The sequence below is a fragment of the Micromonospora sp. NPDC005413 genome, from assembly GCF_040606435.1.
Classification (GTDB): domain Bacteria; phylum Actinomycetota; class Actinomycetes; order Mycobacteriales; family Micromonosporaceae; genus Micromonospora.
Genome location: NZ_JBEXEV010000005.1, coordinates 1 through 16862, shown reverse-complemented (window position 1 = coordinate 16862; position 16862 = coordinate 1). Strand labels below are relative to the sequence as shown.

Here is a 16862-nt window from a genome sequence, read left to right as displayed (position 1 = left end):
GCTGAGCGGGGGCCGTGGCGGCTCCCGCTCAGCCGTCGACCAGGCCCGCCTCGTACGCGAGGATCGCCGCCTGCACCCGGTTACGCACGTCCAGCCGGGTGAAGATGCTGGTCAGGTAGCTCTTCACGGTGCCCTCCACCAGGTGCAGCCGGCGGGCGATCTCGGCGTTGGACAGCCCCGCCCCGACCAGGGCCAGCACCTCGCGTTCCCGCTCGGTCAGCCCGGCCGTACGGTCCTGGGCGGCAGGCCGACGGGCCAACCGCCCGGCACCCAACTCGATCACCCGGCGGGCCACCCTCGGCGACAGGTACGCACCACCGTCGGCGACGGCGTGCACCCCGGCGAGAAGCTCACGCGGGTCGCCGGCCTTGAGCAGGAACCCGTTGGCGCCGTGCCCGAGCGCCCGGGCCACGTGGTCGTCCTCGCCGAACGTGGTCAGCATGATCGTCGCGGTCTCCGGCACGACCCGGCGGATCTCGGCGGCGGCGGCCAACCCGTCCAACCGCGGCATCCGGATGTCCAGCAGCGCGACCCGCGGTCGGTGCGCACGGACCAACTCCACCGCCGCGTGCCCGTCACCGGCCTCGGCAACCACCTCGATGCCGGGATCGGTGGCGAGGATGGCCCGGACACCGGCCCGGATCATCGCCTCGTCGTCGGCCAGGACCACCCGGACCGGCGGTGCCCCGCCCGTGTCGGTGCTCACTACGCGATCCACTCCTTGCTGGCCAGCCGGCCGTCGGTGAAGCAGAGCCGCCAGGTCGGCTGTGCAAGCGGGAAGTTCCCGTCGGTGTAGTACTCGCATTCGGCCCGGTCGACCGCCGTGGGACGTGTCAACTGCCGTCGGGGCAGCCCGGCCAGCTCCGACCGGGCCGTGCCGACGCGCATCTGGTCGAAGGTGGCCCGGTCCAGCACCGTCCCGGCGGTCACCACCGGGTAGTAGACGAGGGAGAGCACCAGGGCGAAGCCGACCGGCGCCACGAGCGCCACGAGCAGACTGCGCCGGACTCGTCGGCGGGCATCGTGCAGCCGCCGCGCCGCGTCGACCGGCCGCTCCACCGGACCGGGCTGGTCGCCGGACAGTGGTGCCAGGTCAGTTTCGGCTGCCGACTCGATCGCCTCCATCGGCGGCGCGGTGGCCGGCAACGCCGCCCGTACGGCGAAACCGCCGTCGGCGCGTGGGCTGGCGTCGAGCGTCCCACCGGCGAGACGGACCCGCTCGGCGAGTGCGAGCAGCCCGCTGCCCTGCGACGGCGGCGCGGGCAGCGGCCCAGCCGGCGGAGCGCCGTTGACGACGGCCACCTCGACCCGGTCACCGTCGCGGGTGAGGTGCACGTCGACCGAAGCGCCCGGCGCGTACCGGGCGGCGTTGGTCAGCGCCTCCCGGACGATCCGGTGAGCCGCGTGGCCTGTCATCGCCGGTAGCTCGGCGACAGCCGGGGCGGCGTCCATCCGTACCGTCATGCCGGCCTCCCGGGCACCCTCGACCAGGTCGGCGACGGTCTCCCCGCTCGGACGCACCGACGCGCCACCCTCCTCGCGGAGCACCCCGATGATCTCGTGCAGTCGCTCCGTGGCGGCGGAGACGCTGGCCCGCAACTCCCCCGCCGCGGCTCGGTGCCGCACGTCGAGGTCGGCGGCGACCTCCAGTGCGGCCGCGCGCAACGCGATCAGGCTGAGGTCGTGACCGAGCGAGTCGTGCATCTCCCCGGCGATCCGAGCCCGTTCCCGCAGCCGGATCCGCTCGGCGGCACCGCGCTCCTCGCGGGTCAGCGCGTCGACGTGCCGGCGACCGGCGTCGGCCAACTCCTGCTGCTGGCGCCGGTACCGACCAACCAACCAGGGGAACACCGCGGCGAAGAGCAGCACCGAGGCGAGCAGGAACCAGGTCGCCGCGCCGGTGCCGAGCAGCCCCAGGTTGAGCGCCGTGCCGCCGGCCGCGATCAGCACGAAGACAACGGCCGCCGGGCCCGCTGCGGCGCTACGCCGCCCAGCGAGGTAGCTGAAGACCGGGATGGAGAACACGAAGTTGCCATCGACCACCGACCCGAGCACCACCAGCACGAGGGCGACCACCGGTCGGCGTCGACTCGCCACCACCGCCGCGCCGAGCAGCAGCAGCTTGCCGACCAGCAGCGGCAATGTGTACCGCGAATAGGGCGGGCTGACCTCGGCGTAGCCGACCGGGGCGGCGACCAACGCCCAGAGCAGCGCGTCCAGCAGCAGGCGACGCCGCCGGTCCAGCCAACCTGTCGTCGAGGCGTCGAGGATCCGCACGGCGGTCAGGCTACCCACGCCCGACCTGGGCGGGCACCGACGAAAGTCAGGTGTTCAGCCGCTCTCCTCGGCCCAGACCCGCCAGTCGTCGAGCACGCCGTGCAGGGCCGGAGTGAGCCAACCCGGCGCGGAGCGCCGGAACACACCCGGATCCATCGCGCCAGCGCCGTCGGGCAACGCGCCGAGCAGGTTCGGCACCAGGTCGGTGAGATTGGTCCAGTGCACCAGCTCCGGTCTGCTCGGCCAGGCACCGATCACCACGCCAGCCGGTACGGCACGCCGGTCGAGTGCCTCCAGGGTCAGCGCGGTGTGGTTGAGCGTGCCCAACCCGGCGCGGGCCACCACCACCGCGGGCGCACCGAGCGACACCGCCAGGTCGGCCATCGTCCACGGCTCGCCCGACGGACGCAGCCCCATCGGAACCAGCAGCCCACCCGCGCCCTCGATCAACACCAGGTCGTGCTTGTCCGCCTCGTCACGGACGGCGTCCACCGCCGCGTACAACTTCAGCGGCGGCAGGTCGGCGACCCGGGCGGCAGCCAGCGGGGCGAGCGGGTCCGGATAGCTGGCCAGGGTCCGTCCGGTCAGCGGGGCAGCCAGCCGGTTGATCGCGTCCACGTCGCCGGGCTCACCGCCGGCCGTACCGGTCTGGCCCGGTTTGACCACGGCCACCCGCAGCCCGGCGGCCTGCGCGGCGGCCGCGATCGACGCGGTCACCACCGTCTTACCGACCTCGGTGTCAGTCCCGGTAACCAGAACCGGCCCCTCCCACCCGGTCATGAACCCACCTCTGTTCGCGACTGCGGGGCTCGCAAACCCGGCTCACTCCTCGCGCTCACGGTGCACACTCCACGATGACCTCCAGCGCCCGCTCGAACTCCACCCGGGGCACCCCGGCGCTGACCGTGAGACGCAGTCGGGAGCGGCTGTCCGGCGTGGACGGCGGTCGGAAACAGCCCACCGCGACGCCCCGGTCCCGGCAGTCGGCGGCCCAGGCGGTCGCCGCCTCCGGCCCGGGGGCCGTCACCGAGATCACCGCCGCGTCCGGCGCGGAGACGGTCAGCCCGGCCGCACGCAGTCGACCGACCGCCAACCCCACCCGGTCGGACAGCTCCGTGCGCAGGTCGTCGCCGGCCCGGGTCAGCCGCAGCGCGGCGTGCACGCCCGCGGCGACCGCCGGCGGCAGTGCCGTGTCGAAGATGAACGTGCGCCCGGTCTCGACCAGGTGCCGGACGAACTCGGCCGGGCCGGCGACCACTCCACCCGCACCACCGAGCGCCTTGGACAGGGTGGCGGTGACGACCACGTCCGGCTCGCCGGCCAGCCCGGCGGCGGCCACCCCGCCCGCGCCGGCCGGACCGGTCACGCCGAGCGCGTGCGCGTCGTCGACCAGCAGGAGCGCGCCGTGACCGCGGGCCACCGAGTGCAGCCGGGCCAGCGGGGCGAGGTCACCGTCGACCGAGAAGACCGACTCGGTGACCACCACCGCCGGGCGGCCCGGAGCCGCCGCGAGTGCGGCGGCGACCGCGTTCACGTCGGCGTGCGGGGTGACCACCGTCTCCGCACCGGAGATGCGGCAGCCGTCGATCAGGGAGGCGTGGTTGTGCGCATCGGAGACGAGCAGCGTCCGAGGTTGAACGAGGGACCGCAGCGCACCGAGGTTGGCCAGGTAGCCGGAGGAGAAGACGAGGGCGCGGTCGGTGCCGAGCCACTGCGCCAGCTCGTCCTCCAACGCCTGGTGTGCGTCGGTGGAGCCACGCACCAGGCGCGACCCGGTCGCCCCCAGCCCGTACGCCGACAGTGCCGCCGTGGCCGCGGCGGTGACCTCCGGGTGGGTGGCCAGGCCGAGGTAGTCGTTGCCGGCCAGATCGGTCATCTGATCGCCGGCGGGACGCGGGTGCAGCCGCCGGGTCAGCCCGGCCTTCGCCCGCAGCTCCGCGCGGCGGTCGAGCGCCGCCAGCCAGTCCGCCACCGTCACCCCTTTGCGCTGTCCGTGCCGGTCAGCCCGACACCCGCCGGGCGAAATTACCACCCGCCACCACCGGCCCGACGGATCCACTCGGTGCGAGGGGGTCGACGGGCTGCCAGGCCATTCCGACTGATCGGGGGGCCTTGTAGGGTACGAGCCATGCCAGAGATCCTCGACCAGGCCCGGACCCAGGTCCTGGGTGACGGTGTCGGCCTCGACGAGGCCGGCGTCCTCGCCGTGCTGAACCTGCCCGACGAGCACCTGCCCGCCGCCCTGCAGCTCGCCCACGAGGTGCGGATGCGCTGGTGCGGCCCGGAGGTCGAGGTCGAGGGGATCGTCTCGTTGAAGACCGGCGGCTGCCCGGAGGACTGCCACTTCTGCTCCCAGTCCGGCCTGTTCACCTCCCCGGTGCGCTCCGTCCTGCTGGACATCCCGTCGCTGGTCGAGGCGGCGAAGCAGACCGCCAAGACCGGGGCGACCGAGTTCTGCATCGTCGCCGCGGTGCGCGGCCCGGACGCCCGGCTCATGAAGCAGATGCGCGAGGGCGTCGCCGCCATCAGGGCCGAGGTCGACATCCAGGTCGCCGCGTCGCTGGGCATGCTCACCCAGGAGCAGGTCGACGACCTGGTCGACATGGGTGTGCACCGCTACAACCACAACCTGGAGACCTGCCGGTCGTACTTCCCCAACGTGGTCACCACCCACTCTTGGGAGGAGCGCTGGGAGACGCTACGGATGGTCCGCGACTCCGGCATGGAGGTGTGCTGCGGCGGCATCCTCGGCCTCGGCGAGACCGTCGAGCAGCGGGCGGAGTTCGCCGCGCAGCTCGCCGAGCTGAACCCGCACGAGGTGCCACTCAACTTCCTCAACCCCCGACCCGGCACGCCGCTGGGTGACCGCCCGGTCGTGGAGGGCAAGGACGCGCTGCGGGCCATCGCCGCATTCCGGCTGGCCATGCCGCGCACCATCCTGCGGTACGCGGGTGGCCGGGAGATCACCCTCGGTGACCTGGGCACACGTGCCGGCCTGCTCGGCGGCATCAACGCGGTGATCGTCGGCAACTACCTGACCACGTTGGGTCGGCCGGCGAACGCCGACCTGGACCTGCTCGACGAGCTGAAGATGCCGGTGAAGGCGCTGTCGGCGACCCTCTGAGACGATCCGGTGAGGACGACGTGACCAAGCTTGTCGAGACCGTGTCGGCGCGGCGCTGGTGCGACCGGTGTGGCGAGGACGCGGCGGTCGGTGGGCACGAGCCGTGCGCGGCGGCCCGGGCGTTGGAGCCGCCGCGCTACTGCGCGCACTGCCGCCGCCGGATGAAGGTGCAGGTGCTGCCGGTCGGCTGGTCGGCGGTCTGCGTCGAGCACGGCGAGACCCGGGGCTGAGATGGTGCTGCGCGGGCGGGTGGTGACACTGCGACCGGCCACGGTCGCGGATGTGCCGGTCCTCGCGGCGATCCGGGCCGACCCGGAGGTGCGCCGGTGGTGGCGGGGCGGCGACGACCTGACCGCGTCCGTCGACGCCGACCTCGCCGACGACGACCTGCACCTGTACGCGATCGAGCACGACGGCCGGGTGGTCGGCGCGATCCAGTGGCACGCCGAGCAGGACCCGGACTACCGGCACGCCAGCCTGGACGTCTTCCTCGACCCGGCGGTGCGCGGTGCCGGCCTCGGCGGTGACGCGATCCGCACCATGGCCCGGCACCTGATCGACGAGTACGGCCACCACCGCTTCACCATCGACCCGGCCGCGACGAACAGCGCCGCCATCCGGGCGTACGCCAAGGTGGGCTTCCGCCCGGTGGGGGTGCTGCGCCGCTACGAGCGTGGCGAGGACGGTCGCTGGCACGACGGCCTGCTGATGGACCTGCTCGCCGACGACCTCGTGGAGTGAGTGGTCGCCTCAACCGTCCCAGCACAGGTGCCCGTTTGGGAGTCGGCGGGCGCCCTCGGCGGGCTGGTGCGGGCTGAGCTGCCCGTCCGGTATGAGGTGCGCCACCGGCGTCCCGCGACCGAGAGTCGCGACGTCGGCGATCAACCGCCGGTGGCAGCGCCACCAGAGGCTCTCGCTGCACATCACGGCGGTGGTCCGCTGGGCCGCGTCAGCCAGCACCCCGGTCAGCGCCACGTCGAACTCCGGCATGCGGGTGTACGCGGCGTACGCCCGGAACGCCGCGACCCTCCACCAGGTGTCCGGCTCGGGGTCCCCGGCCGGGATGTGCCGACGTCCGCCAAGGCGCGGCTCCCAGCGGTAGTCGATCCCGTACTCGGGCAGCCACCGCTCAAGTTCCTCCCGCCGGACGTCCGGGTTGGTGCGGCTGGCCGGGTACCGCCGCACGTCCACCAGCAGGGCCACCCCGGCTCCGGTCAGCAGCTCCCCCAACCGCACCCGGTCGGCTGTGCCGTGCCCGACGGTCAGCAACTCCCCCACAAGGCTGGCTTGCCCCGAATCCCGATGGCTTATCCCTGGTCCGTGCGGCGAGATCGTGGACAGTTGCCGTTCGCGGGGCCCGCCCCTCGAACGACAACTGTCCAAGATCTCGTCACGCTTCAGGTCAGGCGAGGGCGCAGGAGGAGTTGTTGAGGGTGAAGGCGGTCGGCTTCGGGTTGGTGCCGGTGTGGGTGCCGTTGAAGCCGAAGCTGACTGACGCGCCCGGCGCGAGCGTGCCGTTGTAGGAGAGGTTGGTCGCGGTGACCGCCGCGCCGGTCTGGCTGACCGTCGCCGACCAGCCCTGACTGACGGTCTGCCCACCGGGGAAGCTGAACCGCAACGTCCAGCCGTTGATCGCGGTGGTGCCGGTGTTCGTGATCGACACCGTGGCGGTGAAGCCGGTGCTCCAGTCGTTGGTGGCGTACCCCACGGTGCAGGTGCCGCCGACCGGCGGGGGCGCGGTGGTCACCGCGACCGGCGCGGACGCCGCGGAGGTGTTGCCGGCCGCGTCCACGGCCACCACGTAGAACTGGTACGCCGTGGAGGCCGTCAGGCCGGACACCGCCTGCGTGGTGCCGGTCGGCGAGCCGACCAGCGCGTCGGTGGCGCCGGCCTCCCGGTAGACCCGGTACCCGGTGACGCCGACGTTGTCGGTCGACGGGGTCCAGGCCAGGGTGAGCCCGGTGGCGGTGACCGCCGAGGCGACCGGTGTGCCGGGCGTGCTCGGCGCGGTGGTGTCGGCGGAGCCGGCCGGTGGCGTGGTCACGCTGAGCGTCGGTGAGGCGGCCGACGTGTTGCCGGCGCCGTCGCGGGCCACCACCGTGAACTGGTACGTCCGCTCCGGCAACAGCGTCGAGACGGTCAGCGTGGTGCCGGTGACCGGCCGGTTCAGCACGGTGTCGCTGCCGACCAGGATTTCACGGACGGTGTAGCCGGCCAGGCCGCTGCCGCCGCTGTCGGTGGACGCCGCCCAGGTCAGGGTGACCGACCGGGGCGCGAGGCCGGACGCGACCGGCTGACCCGGCACGGTCGGCGCGGTGGTGTCGGGCACGGCCGGCCCCGGCTCGTCGCCCCAGACGCGGGTGGTGCCGGAATAGAGCGGCACCTTCCGGTTCGGTCCGGCGGTGGCCTGGTACGACGGGTCGTTGGTCGGGTCCCAGGTGCCGCCCTCGGGCACACCGACCTTGAACTGGACCTCCATCCGGTGCTGCGACTGCCCGGCGGGGGCGATGGTGTAGCCGGTGCAGTCCACCTCGACGTACCAGATGTCGCCGCTGAACTGCTTGGCGGTGGTCGGGGACGGGCAGCCCTGGGTGTAGCCGGCCGTGACCTGCACCGGGCCGGTGCCGTCGGGCCGGAAGTAGTACCGGAACCGGCCGTTGGTCAGCGCGCGGGCCGGGAACGCCGACTTGTTGTAGAGCATCACCTTGAGCCCGGTGGCCCGGGGTTCGGCCTGCGTCACCGTGGTCTCCACGGTCAGCTCGTCGATGTCCGGCGTCTCGGCGACCGGGAAGTTGGCGAGTGGCGTGCCGCCGTACTCGGAGGTCAACCGGACCAGCGCGGACGTGAAGCCGGCGTTGTAGTCGGTGGCCACCTCGTTCATCACGTAGTCGGACCGGCTGTCGGTGTACGCGTCGTTGGCCGCGGACGGGCCGCCGACCAGCGCGCCGTAGAGGGTGTGCCGGGTCTCGACGGGCACGGTCTGGCTGTCCCACCAGGAGCCGTGCGCGGTGCGGTGGTGCGGGTTGCGCGGCGCGTTGGCGCCGAAACCGATGACGTAGCTGGAGTTGCGCGGGTTGTCGCCGAGCGCGTAGTTGATCTGCCGGACGGCGAAGTCGTGGTAGCGCGCTTTGCGGGTGGTGTCGGTGGTCTTGTCGCTGTAGACCAGCGCGGCGAACGAGGTGTTGGCGGCGTAGCGCAGCGCACCCCAGGAGTCGAGCACCGCCATCCCGCCCGGCGAGTACGGCACCCGCTGCCCGTTCACCCCGACGGTCCAGTAGTCCAGCCACCGGTTCGCGTCGTCGACGTACTTCTGCTTGCCGGTCAGGTTGGCCAGCAGCACGTACGCCCCGAACTGCTTGTTGTCCCAGGCGATGGTCCACTTGTACGAGCGGGTGGTGGACTGGTTCTCGGTGCCGAGTTTGTCGTACTCACTCTCGGCCTTGGCCAGGTAGCTGGCCTCGCCGGTGGCCCGGTGCAGCCAGATCGCGGCCCAGACCAGCTCGTCCTGCCAGCCGCTCCACGAGCGGTAGAAGCTCGTCGCGTCGGTGATGCACTCGTGGTAGGACTTCCGGACCGTGTCGGCGAACGTGTAGAGCTGTCGGGCGTGCCCGAGCAGCCGGTCGGCGTAGGCCGCGTCGGTGGGCCGGAACACCATCGAGGAGGCGGCCATCGCGGCCGCCGTCTCCCCCGCCAGGTCCGCGCCGCCACAGCTCGCATCGATCCTGTACGCGGGTCGCGCCATCGGCAGCACCTCGGCCGGGCCCCACCACTTGTGGTCGTCGTCGCCCTTGCCGACCTGTCCGTAGAGGACGTTGGCCGACGGGTGTGCCTTGATGAAGTAGTCGTTGACGTAGCGGAGGTTGTTGAGCAGGTGCGGCAGTTGCCCGGACGTGGTGTACCCGCTGCGGTATTCCACCGCACCCCAGGCCAGCATCGTGGCGCTGAATGCCATCGGGAAGCCGAACTTGACGTGGTCGCCCGCGTCGTACCAGCCGCCGGTGAGGTCCAGCCCGACGTCGGCACCGTCGGTGAGCGCGCTGTCGCCGCGCCAGGAGACCCGGTTCCAGTCCGGCAGCCGGCCGGACTGCTGCGCCTCGTAGAAGAGCAGCGACTTCTGCAACGCCTCGGCGTAGTTGTAGGCCGCCTGTGCCGCGGACGCGGGCCCGGACGGCGGTGCGGTGATCGCGAGGGACAGCCCGGTGAGCAGGGCGACGGCGGCGGCCACCAGCCGTCGCGGCCAGGGCTGGTCGACGACCGGCGACCGGCCGCGGTGGCCGGTCGTCGACCAGGTGGGGTGGCGCATGGCGGGCTCCTGTCGGTGGCGCCGCCGGTGGTCGCACCGACGCGGGACGGCGTCGGACGGCACGGCCACCGGCGACAACGGGGGCGACGGTGTGACCAGGGGTCGCCGTGGAAGCGCTCCCATGGATAAGCGACAATGTAATGCGCGCGCGGTCGATTGGGAAGCGTCCGAGCGCCGACAGTGGCCGGTCCCGACGTTGTTACGGTCGTGCCATGGAAGCCCTGGACCCAGCCCGCACCGCCGTTGTCCTGATCGACCTGCAACGACAGATGGTCGACCAGTCCCTCGCCCCGCACTCCGGCCCCGAGGTGGTGGCCCGGTGCGTCACGCTCGCCGACGCCGCACGGGCCGCCGGAGCGCTGGTCGTGGTGGTCCAGTTCGAGCAGCCGGGCGTCGATCCGCAGTCGGCCGGCAACAGGCTGGTCCCGGAGGTCACGCCGAAGCCCGGCGACCTGAAGATCATCAAGCGCACCTGGGGCCCCTTCCAGGACACCGGCCTGGACGCGACCCTGCGCGAGCGGGGCGTCGACACGCTGGTGGTGGCCGGCGTGGCCACCAACTACGGGGTGGAGCAGACCGCCCGGATCGGCTACGAGATCGGCTACCGGATGGTGCTGCCGCAGGACGCGATGAGCGGTCTCCAGACGGAGGCGCACGAGTTCGCGGTGAGCCACATCTTCCGCGCGCTGGGCACGGTCTGCACCACCGCCGAGGTGGTCGACGCACTGGGCGGTTGATCCGCTCCCGCCGTCGATCCGTACTGACGGGTAACCGGTCGACGGCGCCCGGGGGCTAGGTCACATCATCGATGCTCACCGATCAATGGAGGACGTCGTCGCAGGTCGGGCGAGTCACCACCGAGCGAGCTGTCGGGCCGAGTGGCGCGGCGGCGCCCAGCCAGACAAACGTACTGTTGCTGACCCGCTACCCGGCGCGAGACAGTACGGATCACCAGTGGTGCCATCGACGCCGCCGCTCCCCGGTCAACTCTGAGGAGAACGCGATGGCACTACGACTCGCCGACGGCACCGCCTGGTCCGACGTCCTGGCCCGCGCGGTGGCCGCCACCCCGGAGGCGTTCGGCGCCGAGGTCGACGGCGTCACCACCCTGCACAACCTGATCGAGGGCGACTGGCGGGCGGGCGGCCAACCAGCCCCGGTCCGTACCCCGGTGGACAACACAGTCGTCATCAACCTGCCCCGGCTCGACGCCGACGCCGCCCGCGCCGCCGTCGCGCACGCCGCCGCCGCGCACCGGGCCTGGGCGGCGACCCCGCTGGCCGACCGCAAGGCCCGGGTCGCCGACGCGCTGGACTCTCTCACCGCCCACCGCGACCTGCTCGCACTGCTGCTGGTCTGGGAGATCGGCAAGCCGTGGCGGCTCGCCTGCGCCGACGTGGACCGGGCGCTGGACGGCGTCCGCTGGTACGCGGGCGAGATCGACCGGATGCTCGCCGACGGCCGCGAGCCGCTGCCCGGCCCGGTCAGCAACATCGCCTCGTGGAACTACCCGATGAGCGTCCTGGTGCACGCCGAGCTGGTGCAGTTGCTGGCCGGCAACGCGGTGATCGCCAAGACCCCGTCCCAGGGCGGCGCGGTCTGCCTGACCGTCGCGCACGCGCTGATGCGCCGGGCCGGGCTGCCCGCCACCCTCATCTCCGGCGGTGGCGAGGAGTTGTCCGAAGTGCTGGTTCGGGCACCCGAGATCGGTGCCGTGGCGTTCGTCGGCGGTCGCTCCAACGGTGGCAAGGTGGCCGCCGCGCTCCTGGACAGCGACAAGCGGCACTTCATCGAGCAGGAGGGCCTCAACGCCTGGGGCATCTGGAACTTCTCCCAATGGGACCTGCTCGCCACGCACCTGAAGAAGGGCTTCGAGTACGGCAAGCAGCGCTGCACCGCGTACCCCCGGTTCGTGGTGCAACGCGACCTGGTCGACGAGTTCCTCGACATGTACCTGCCGGTCGTGCGCTCGGTCCGCTTCGGCCACCCGCTCGCCGTCGGCGACGACTGGGCCGCCGGCGACCCGCTGCCCGAGCTGGACTTCGGGCCGCTGATCAGCGCAGCCAAGGCCGACGAGTTGCACCGCAAGGTCGAGGAGGCGGTCCGTGGCGGCGCGGTGCCACTGCACCGGGGCAAGCTGACCGGAGCGCCGTTCCTGCCCGGGCAGGACACCTCGGCGTACGTCGCTCCGTCGGTGCTACTCGCCCCACCCGGCCGGTCCCGCCTGATGCACGCCGAGCCGTTCGGGCCGGTCGACACGATCGTCGTGGTGGACACCACCGACGAACTGCTGGCCGCGATGAACGCCTCCAACGGCGCACTGGTCGCATCGCTGGCCTGCGACGACACCGACGAGGCCAGCAAGCTCGCGGTGGACCTGCAGGCGTTCAAGGTGGGCATCAACAAGCCGCGTTCCCGGGGCGACCGCGACGAGGCATTCGGCGGGCGGGGCGCCTCCTGGAAGGGCGCGTTCGTCGGCGGCGACCTGCTGGTGCACGCGGTCACCGTGGGCGGCGACAGCCGGCTCTACGGCAACTTCCCCGACTACAGCAGCTACCCCACCACCTGACGTCGGTCTGCGGAGGGCCCCCTGTGGACGCGTGATGCGGAGCAGGGGGCCCCTGTTGACAGCGGGCCGACGGCAACAGGTTCTGCGTGTCCGGCCGCCGCGAACATCCCGCGCGTTGACGCGTCCACGCCCCATCCCTCAGGTGGACGTCGGCGAGGGGCCCTTCCTATGCGCCAGGCATCAGGTAGGTGCCCTTCCTTTCCGCGGCGAGAGGGACGGTGAGAGTGAGCAGGGCGCCGTCGCGCTCGACCGTGCTGGACCTGCCCAGTCGGTGCAGCGTCCGCACCATGGGGCCGTTCTCGGCGTGGACGTGCAGCACCAGCGCCGCGTACCCGGCCCGGTCGGCGTGTCGGGCCAGCCGGCGCAGCAACGCCGAGCCCAGCCCGCGTCGCTGCCAGTCGTCGCGCACCAACAGCGCGACCTCGGCCTCGTCCCCCTCGCCGAGCAGGTTCGCCATCGCGACCACCGACTCCGCGCCGCCCTCGTCATCGGTGGCCGTGGCGATCAGGGTCAGCCCCCGGCTCGGCTCCAGCAGGCGACGCAGCCGGGCCGGACGCGGCAGGGCCGCCCCACCCAGATAGCGCCGGTGCCGGCTCCCCGGCGAGCAGCCCTCGTGCAACTCCAGCACACCCGACAGGTCGTCCACACAGGCCGGTCGGACGGCCAGCTCGGCGCCGTCGGGCAACACCAGGATGACCTGTTCGGCGGCCCGGCGCGCCACGGTGGCGGCCAACTCGGCCAGAGCCTGCGCCCGCGCGTACTCCGCCGGGGTGAAGGCCGGCGCGGCCCGGCGCAGCGCGAACGAACCGCCCGCCGGGTCGGCCAGCAGCATGCTGGCGCCGATGATCCCCCGCTCGACGCCGGTCGACGCGGGTCGCCAGCTGACCGAGTCCGCGCCGAGCAGGGTCCGCAGCGCCTCACCCGTCGCGTCCGGGTCACGCACCAGCCGGTTGGCCAGCCCGAGCACCCGGGTGGGCTGGTCGGCCAGGCCGCGCGCCTCGCTGCGCGCCACGAAGCAGTCCCGGCCCCGACCCCGCTCGACGGCGGCGATCAGCTCGGCCTCGTCGAGCGCGTCCGGTGCGTCGACCAGGAAGTCATCCACCGCGCCCTGCTCGGTGGGCTGCACCTGCACGGTGAGGATGTTGACCCCGCGCAACGCGAGGCTCGCCGTGAGCACCGACAGGTAACCCGGCCGGTCGTCCACGGTGGCCCGAATCCGCCACAACGTCATGGTTGGCTCCCTTCCCCAGTAAGAGCCTCACCCCCGCCTGTTGCCGCCCGGTTGCCCAGCGGTGTCGGCCCGGGAACTCCTCGGGCTGCTCAGGGGCCGGCGACGACCGGAGGCGCGCCGACCAGGTCCAACCGGTCACCGAGGATCACCGCGCTGGCCCGGACGAGCTGGCTGAGTCGGTCGACCTCCGTGCTGTGGAACGCGGCGGCGGAGAGGGTCTCGCTGTGCTCACGGGCCACCACCAGCACCAGGCCCGCCCGGCCGAACGGCGCGATCGCGTGGTGGGTGCCGTCCGGCGTGGTCATCGACCGGCCGCGCAGCGGGGTCACCTCCGGCAACCGCGGGGGTACGGGAGCACGCCAGCTCGCGTGCCCCACGGTCGCCCCGCCACCCCCGGTCCGCGAGGCCCAGTCGACCGGCACCACGGCGGCGACGGCCCAGTCGGCCGCTAACAGCCCGGGCACCGCGTCGACCAGGGTGGCCAGCCCGTCGGCCGGGTTGGCCGCGACCTGGGCCAGCAACTCCGCGTCCTGGCCGGTGGTGGTGGGCGCGCCGATCGCCCGCCACACACCGTCGACCCGCACGCCCGGAATCGCCGCGAGACCAGCCAACAGCCGCTCGACCCGCGCCGCGCCCGGCCAGACCACCGTGAAGTCGTCCACCGCGCGCCCGCCGAGCCGTTCGAGGACCACCACCTGGACGATGTCCGCCCCGGAGACGCCCAACGTGCGGGCGACCTGGCCGAGGGTTCCCGGACGATCCGGCAGGGTGACCCGAACTCGCAGCAACATGTCTGTCCCTCCGCTCGGCGGGCCGGCGAAGAGCGGCCGGCAGGCTGGCTCCAGCCTGGTAGTTGACCATTTCGTCCCTGTTGCAGGGGCATGTCCCAAGGGGAAAATCTGACCTTGACAACGTGAGCGAGCTGCCATCAACTAGTCGGATGAGCGATCCGGCCGTCGATGCGCTGCGGCCGGGGGCCGTCCCCACCTCCCCCGCGGGGCTGACCCTGGACCGGCTCGCCGACTATCTGTCCCAGCACCAACCCGAGCTGGCCGTCGGGCCGCTGCGGGCCAGCCTGATCGCGGGCGGCAAATCCAACCTCACCTACCTGCTGCACCTCGGCGACCGCGAGGTCGTGCTGCGCCGGCCGCCGCTGGGGCACGTGCTGGCGACCGCGCACGACATGGCCCGCGAGTTCCGGGTCATCTCGGCGCTGGCGTCGACCGAGGTGCCGGTGCCGGGCGCGCTGCTGCTCTGCACCGACCCGGAGGTGATCGGCGCGCCGTTCTACCTCATGGAGCGGATGCCCGGCGAGGTGTTCCGCACCCGCGCACAGACCGACCCGCTGGGCGACGAGCGACGTCGGGCCCTCGCGATGGCGATGATGGACACGCTCGCCGCACTGCACAGCGTCGAGCCGTCCACGGTCGGGCTGAGCGACTTCGGCCGCCCGGAGGGCTACCTGGCCCGGCAGGTCCGCCGCTGGGCCGGGCAGCTCGACCGCTCGCGCAGCCGTCCACTGCCCGGCATCGACGAGCTGCGTGACCTGCTCGCGGCGACCACCCCGGAGGGCGCGAACGCCGGTCGGATCGTGCACGGCGACTACCGGCTGGACAATCTCCTCGCCTCGGCCGACCCGGTGGCCGTGCACGCGGTGCTCGACTGGGAGATGGCCACCCTCGGCGACCCCCTCGCCGACCTGGGGCTGCTACTGACGTACTGGGATGTGCTGGGCGGCAGCGACACGGCCGACGGCAACCCGGTCGCCGACGGGCTCGGCCCGCGCGCCGGCTTCCCCACCGGCACCGAGCTGATCGACCGGTACGCCGGGCGCAGCGACGTGGACGTCGGGCCACTGCACTGGCACGTGGCGCTGGGCTGTTTCAAACTCGCGGTCATCTGCGAGGGCATCCACTACCGCCACACGCTCGGGCAGACGCTCGGCGAGGGCTTCGACCGGATCGGCGAGATGGTGGCACCGCTGGTCGCGCACGGGCTGACCGCCGCCAGGGAGCGGTGATGGACTTCGCTTACGACAGCCGGACCGAGGAGCTGCGCGACGAGCTGGCCCGGTTCCTGACCGAGCACGTCTACCCGGCCGAGGCCGTGCACGCCGAACAGGTGGCCGCCGGTGACCCGTGGTCGCGTACCCCGGTGCTGGCCGAGCTGAAGGCGGAGGCCCGCAGGCGCGGCCTGTGGAACCTCTTCCTGCCCGATCCGCGCTACGGCGCTGGCCTGACCAACCTGCAGTACGCGCCGCTCGCCGAGCTGACCGGGCGCAGCCCGCACCTGGCGCCGGAGGCCGTCAACTGCGCGGCACCGGACACCGGCAACATGGAGTTGCTGGCCGAGTTCGGCTCGGACGCGCAGCAGAAGCGGTGGCTCATGCCGCTGCTGGAGGGCGAGATCCGCTCCGCGTTCTGCATGACCGAACCGGACGTCGCATCCTCCGACGCCACCAACATCGCCACCCGGATCACCCGGGACGGCGACGAGTACGTGATCAACGGGCGCAAGTGGTGGTCATCGGGTGCGATGGACCCGCGCTGCGAGATCTTCATCGTGATGGGCAAGACCGACCCCACCGCCGAGCGGCACCGCCAGCAGAGCATGGTGCTCGTCCCCCGGGACACCCCCGGTGTGGTCGTACGCCGGGGCATGACCGTCTTCGGCTACACCGACGGGTCCCACGGCGGGCACGCCGAAATCGACTTCACCGATGTCCGGGTGCCCGCGGAGAATCTGATCGACGCCGAGGGCACCGGCTTCGCCATCGCCCAGGCCCGGCTGGGTCCGGGTCGGATCCACCACTGCATGCGGCTGATCGGGATGGCCGAACGAGCACTGGAGCTGCTCTGCCGCCGGGCCAACGAGCGGATCGCGTTCGGCCGGCCCCTCGCGGAGCAGGGCGTCGTCCGGGAGTGGATCGCCGAGTCGCGGGTGCGCATCGAGCAGGCCCGGTTGCTGGTGCTCAAGACGGCCTGGCTGATGGACACGGTCGGCAACAAGGGCGCCCACACCGAGATCCAAGCCATCAAGATCGGCACCCCGGCGATGGCGGAATGGGTGATCGACAAGGCCATCCAGGGGTACGGCGGCGCTGGCGTCAGCCAGGACACCCCGCTGGCTGCCCTCTGGGCGCAGACCCGCACGCTGCGCCTGGCCGACGGCCCCGATGAGGTTCACCGCAACTCCCTCGCCAAGCGCGAGCTCCGCCGCTGGACCCCCACCCCGGCCTGACCCCACCCCAACCACCCAACACCCCGCGCGCCGGCGCGGGGTGCCGCCACCGCGCGCCCCGCGCGCCACGCCCCCGCGCACCCTGCGCGTGCCGCCCTGCGCCCCCGCACGTCGTGCC

Annotated in this window: 15 protein-coding genes; 7 read left to right on the top strand and 8 right to left on the bottom strand. The window is 72.8% G+C overall.

Annotated elements, in window-relative coordinates; all coding sequences use genetic code 11:
* Positions 1-28: 28 nt before the first annotated feature.
* Genes ABZS37_RS09115 through ABZS37_RS09100 form a run of 4 tightly spaced genes read right to left on the bottom strand, consistent with a single transcriptional unit; the run spans position 29 to position 4249 of the window.
* Positions 29-706 (bottom strand): response regulator transcription factor, encoded by a 678-nt coding sequence (locus ABZS37_RS09115; protein ID WP_355167126.1) that lies wholly within the window; start codon positions 704-706, stop codon positions 29-31.
* Positions 706-2277 (bottom strand): histidine kinase, encoded by a 1572-nt coding sequence (locus ABZS37_RS09110; protein WP_355167124.1) that lies wholly within the window; start codon positions 2275-2277, stop codon positions 706-708. The genes ABZS37_RS09115 and ABZS37_RS09110 overlap by 1 nt, the downstream gene beginning before the upstream one ends.
* 54 nt (positions 2278-2331) lie before the next feature.
* Positions 2332-3057, bottom strand: coding sequence for a dethiobiotin synthase (bioD, locus tag ABZS37_RS09105; protein ID WP_355167122.1), 726 nt, complete (start codon positions 3055-3057; stop codon positions 2332-2334).
* A 55-nt stretch (positions 3058-3112) separates the two neighbouring features.
* Complete coding sequence (locus ABZS37_RS09100; protein ID WP_355167120.1) at positions 3113-4249, bottom strand: 8-amino-7-oxononanoate synthase; 1137 nt, start codon at positions 4247-4249, stop codon at positions 3113-3115.
* 156 nt (positions 4250-4405) lie between these two features.
* Here ABZS37_RS09100 and bioB point away from each other — a divergent pair, with 156 nt between their 5' ends.
* Genes bioB through ABZS37_RS09085 form a run of 3 tightly spaced genes read left to right on the top strand, consistent with a single transcriptional unit; the run spans position 4406 to position 6142 of the window.
* Entirely contained in the window at positions 4406-5401 is a 996-nt protein-coding gene (gene bioB / locus ABZS37_RS09095; protein ID WP_355167118.1) for a biotin synthase BioB, read from the top strand.
* A gap of 20 nt (positions 5402-5421) precedes the next feature.
* The gene (locus tag ABZS37_RS09090) at positions 5422-5631 is read left to right on the top strand and encodes a hypothetical protein (protein WP_355167116.1); all 210 of its coding nucleotides are present in this window, start codon (positions 5422-5424) and stop codon (positions 5629-5631) included.
* Positions 5632-5635: 4 nt separating this feature from the next.
* Positions 5636-6142, top strand: coding sequence for a GNAT family protein (locus ABZS37_RS09085; protein WP_355167450.1), 507 nt, complete (start codon positions 5636-5638; stop codon positions 6140-6142).
* 9 nt (positions 6143-6151) lie between these two features.
* Here the strand turns inward: ABZS37_RS09085 and ABZS37_RS09080 are convergent, their stop codons facing one another.
* Positions 6152-6679 (bottom strand): DUF488 domain-containing protein, encoded by a 528-nt coding sequence (locus ABZS37_RS09080; protein WP_355167114.1) that lies wholly within the window; start codon positions 6677-6679, stop codon positions 6152-6154.
* A gap of 124 nt (positions 6680-6803) precedes the next feature.
* Complete coding sequence (locus tag ABZS37_RS09075) at positions 6804-9704, bottom strand: glycoside hydrolase family 9 protein (protein ID WP_355167112.1); 2901 nt, start codon at positions 9702-9704, stop codon at positions 6804-6806.
* A 212-nt stretch (positions 9705-9916) separates the two neighbouring features.
* Here ABZS37_RS09075 and ABZS37_RS09070 point away from each other — a divergent pair, with 212 nt between their 5' ends.
* Both ABZS37_RS09070 and ABZS37_RS09065 read left to right on the top strand, forming a co-directional pair.
* Complete coding sequence (locus ABZS37_RS09070) at positions 9917-10441, top strand: isochorismatase family protein (protein WP_355167110.1); 525 nt, start codon at positions 9917-9919, stop codon at positions 10439-10441.
* A 266-nt stretch (positions 10442-10707) separates the two neighbouring features.
* The gene (locus ABZS37_RS09065) at positions 10708-12273 is read left to right on the top strand and encodes an aldehyde dehydrogenase family protein (RefSeq protein ID WP_355167108.1); all 1566 of its coding nucleotides are present in this window, start codon (positions 10708-10710) and stop codon (positions 12271-12273) included.
* Positions 12274-12439: 166 nt separating this feature from the next.
* Here the strand turns inward: ABZS37_RS09065 and ABZS37_RS09060 are convergent, their stop codons facing one another.
* Together ABZS37_RS09060 and ABZS37_RS09055 are read right to left on the bottom strand one after the other, a co-directional pair.
* Complete coding sequence (locus ABZS37_RS09060; protein ID WP_355167106.1) at positions 12440-13504, bottom strand: GNAT family N-acetyltransferase; 1065 nt, start codon at positions 13502-13504, stop codon at positions 12440-12442.
* Positions 13505-13593: 89 nt separating this feature from the next.
* Positions 13594-14295 carry an amino acid-binding protein gene (locus ABZS37_RS09055; RefSeq protein ID WP_355167104.1) on the bottom strand — a complete coding sequence of 234 codons (702 nt, stop codon included), beginning with the start codon at positions 14293-14295 and terminating at the stop codon, positions 13594-13596.
* Between the two features lie 149 nt (positions 14296-14444).
* On the opposite strand from ABZS37_RS09055, the gene ABZS37_RS09050 reads away from it, so the two are divergent.
* Positions 14445-15524 carry a phosphotransferase family protein gene (locus tag ABZS37_RS09050; protein WP_355167102.1) on the top strand — a complete coding sequence of 360 codons (1080 nt, stop codon included), beginning with the start codon at positions 14445-14447 and terminating at the stop codon, positions 15522-15524.
* Positions 15524-16744, top strand: a complete 1221-nt coding sequence (locus ABZS37_RS09045) for an acyl-CoA dehydrogenase family protein (protein ID WP_355167100.1) — start codon at positions 15524-15526, stop codon at positions 16742-16744. Before ABZS37_RS09050 ends, ABZS37_RS09045 begins: the two co-directional genes overlap by 1 nt.
* Positions 16745-16862: the final 118 nt, after the last annotated feature.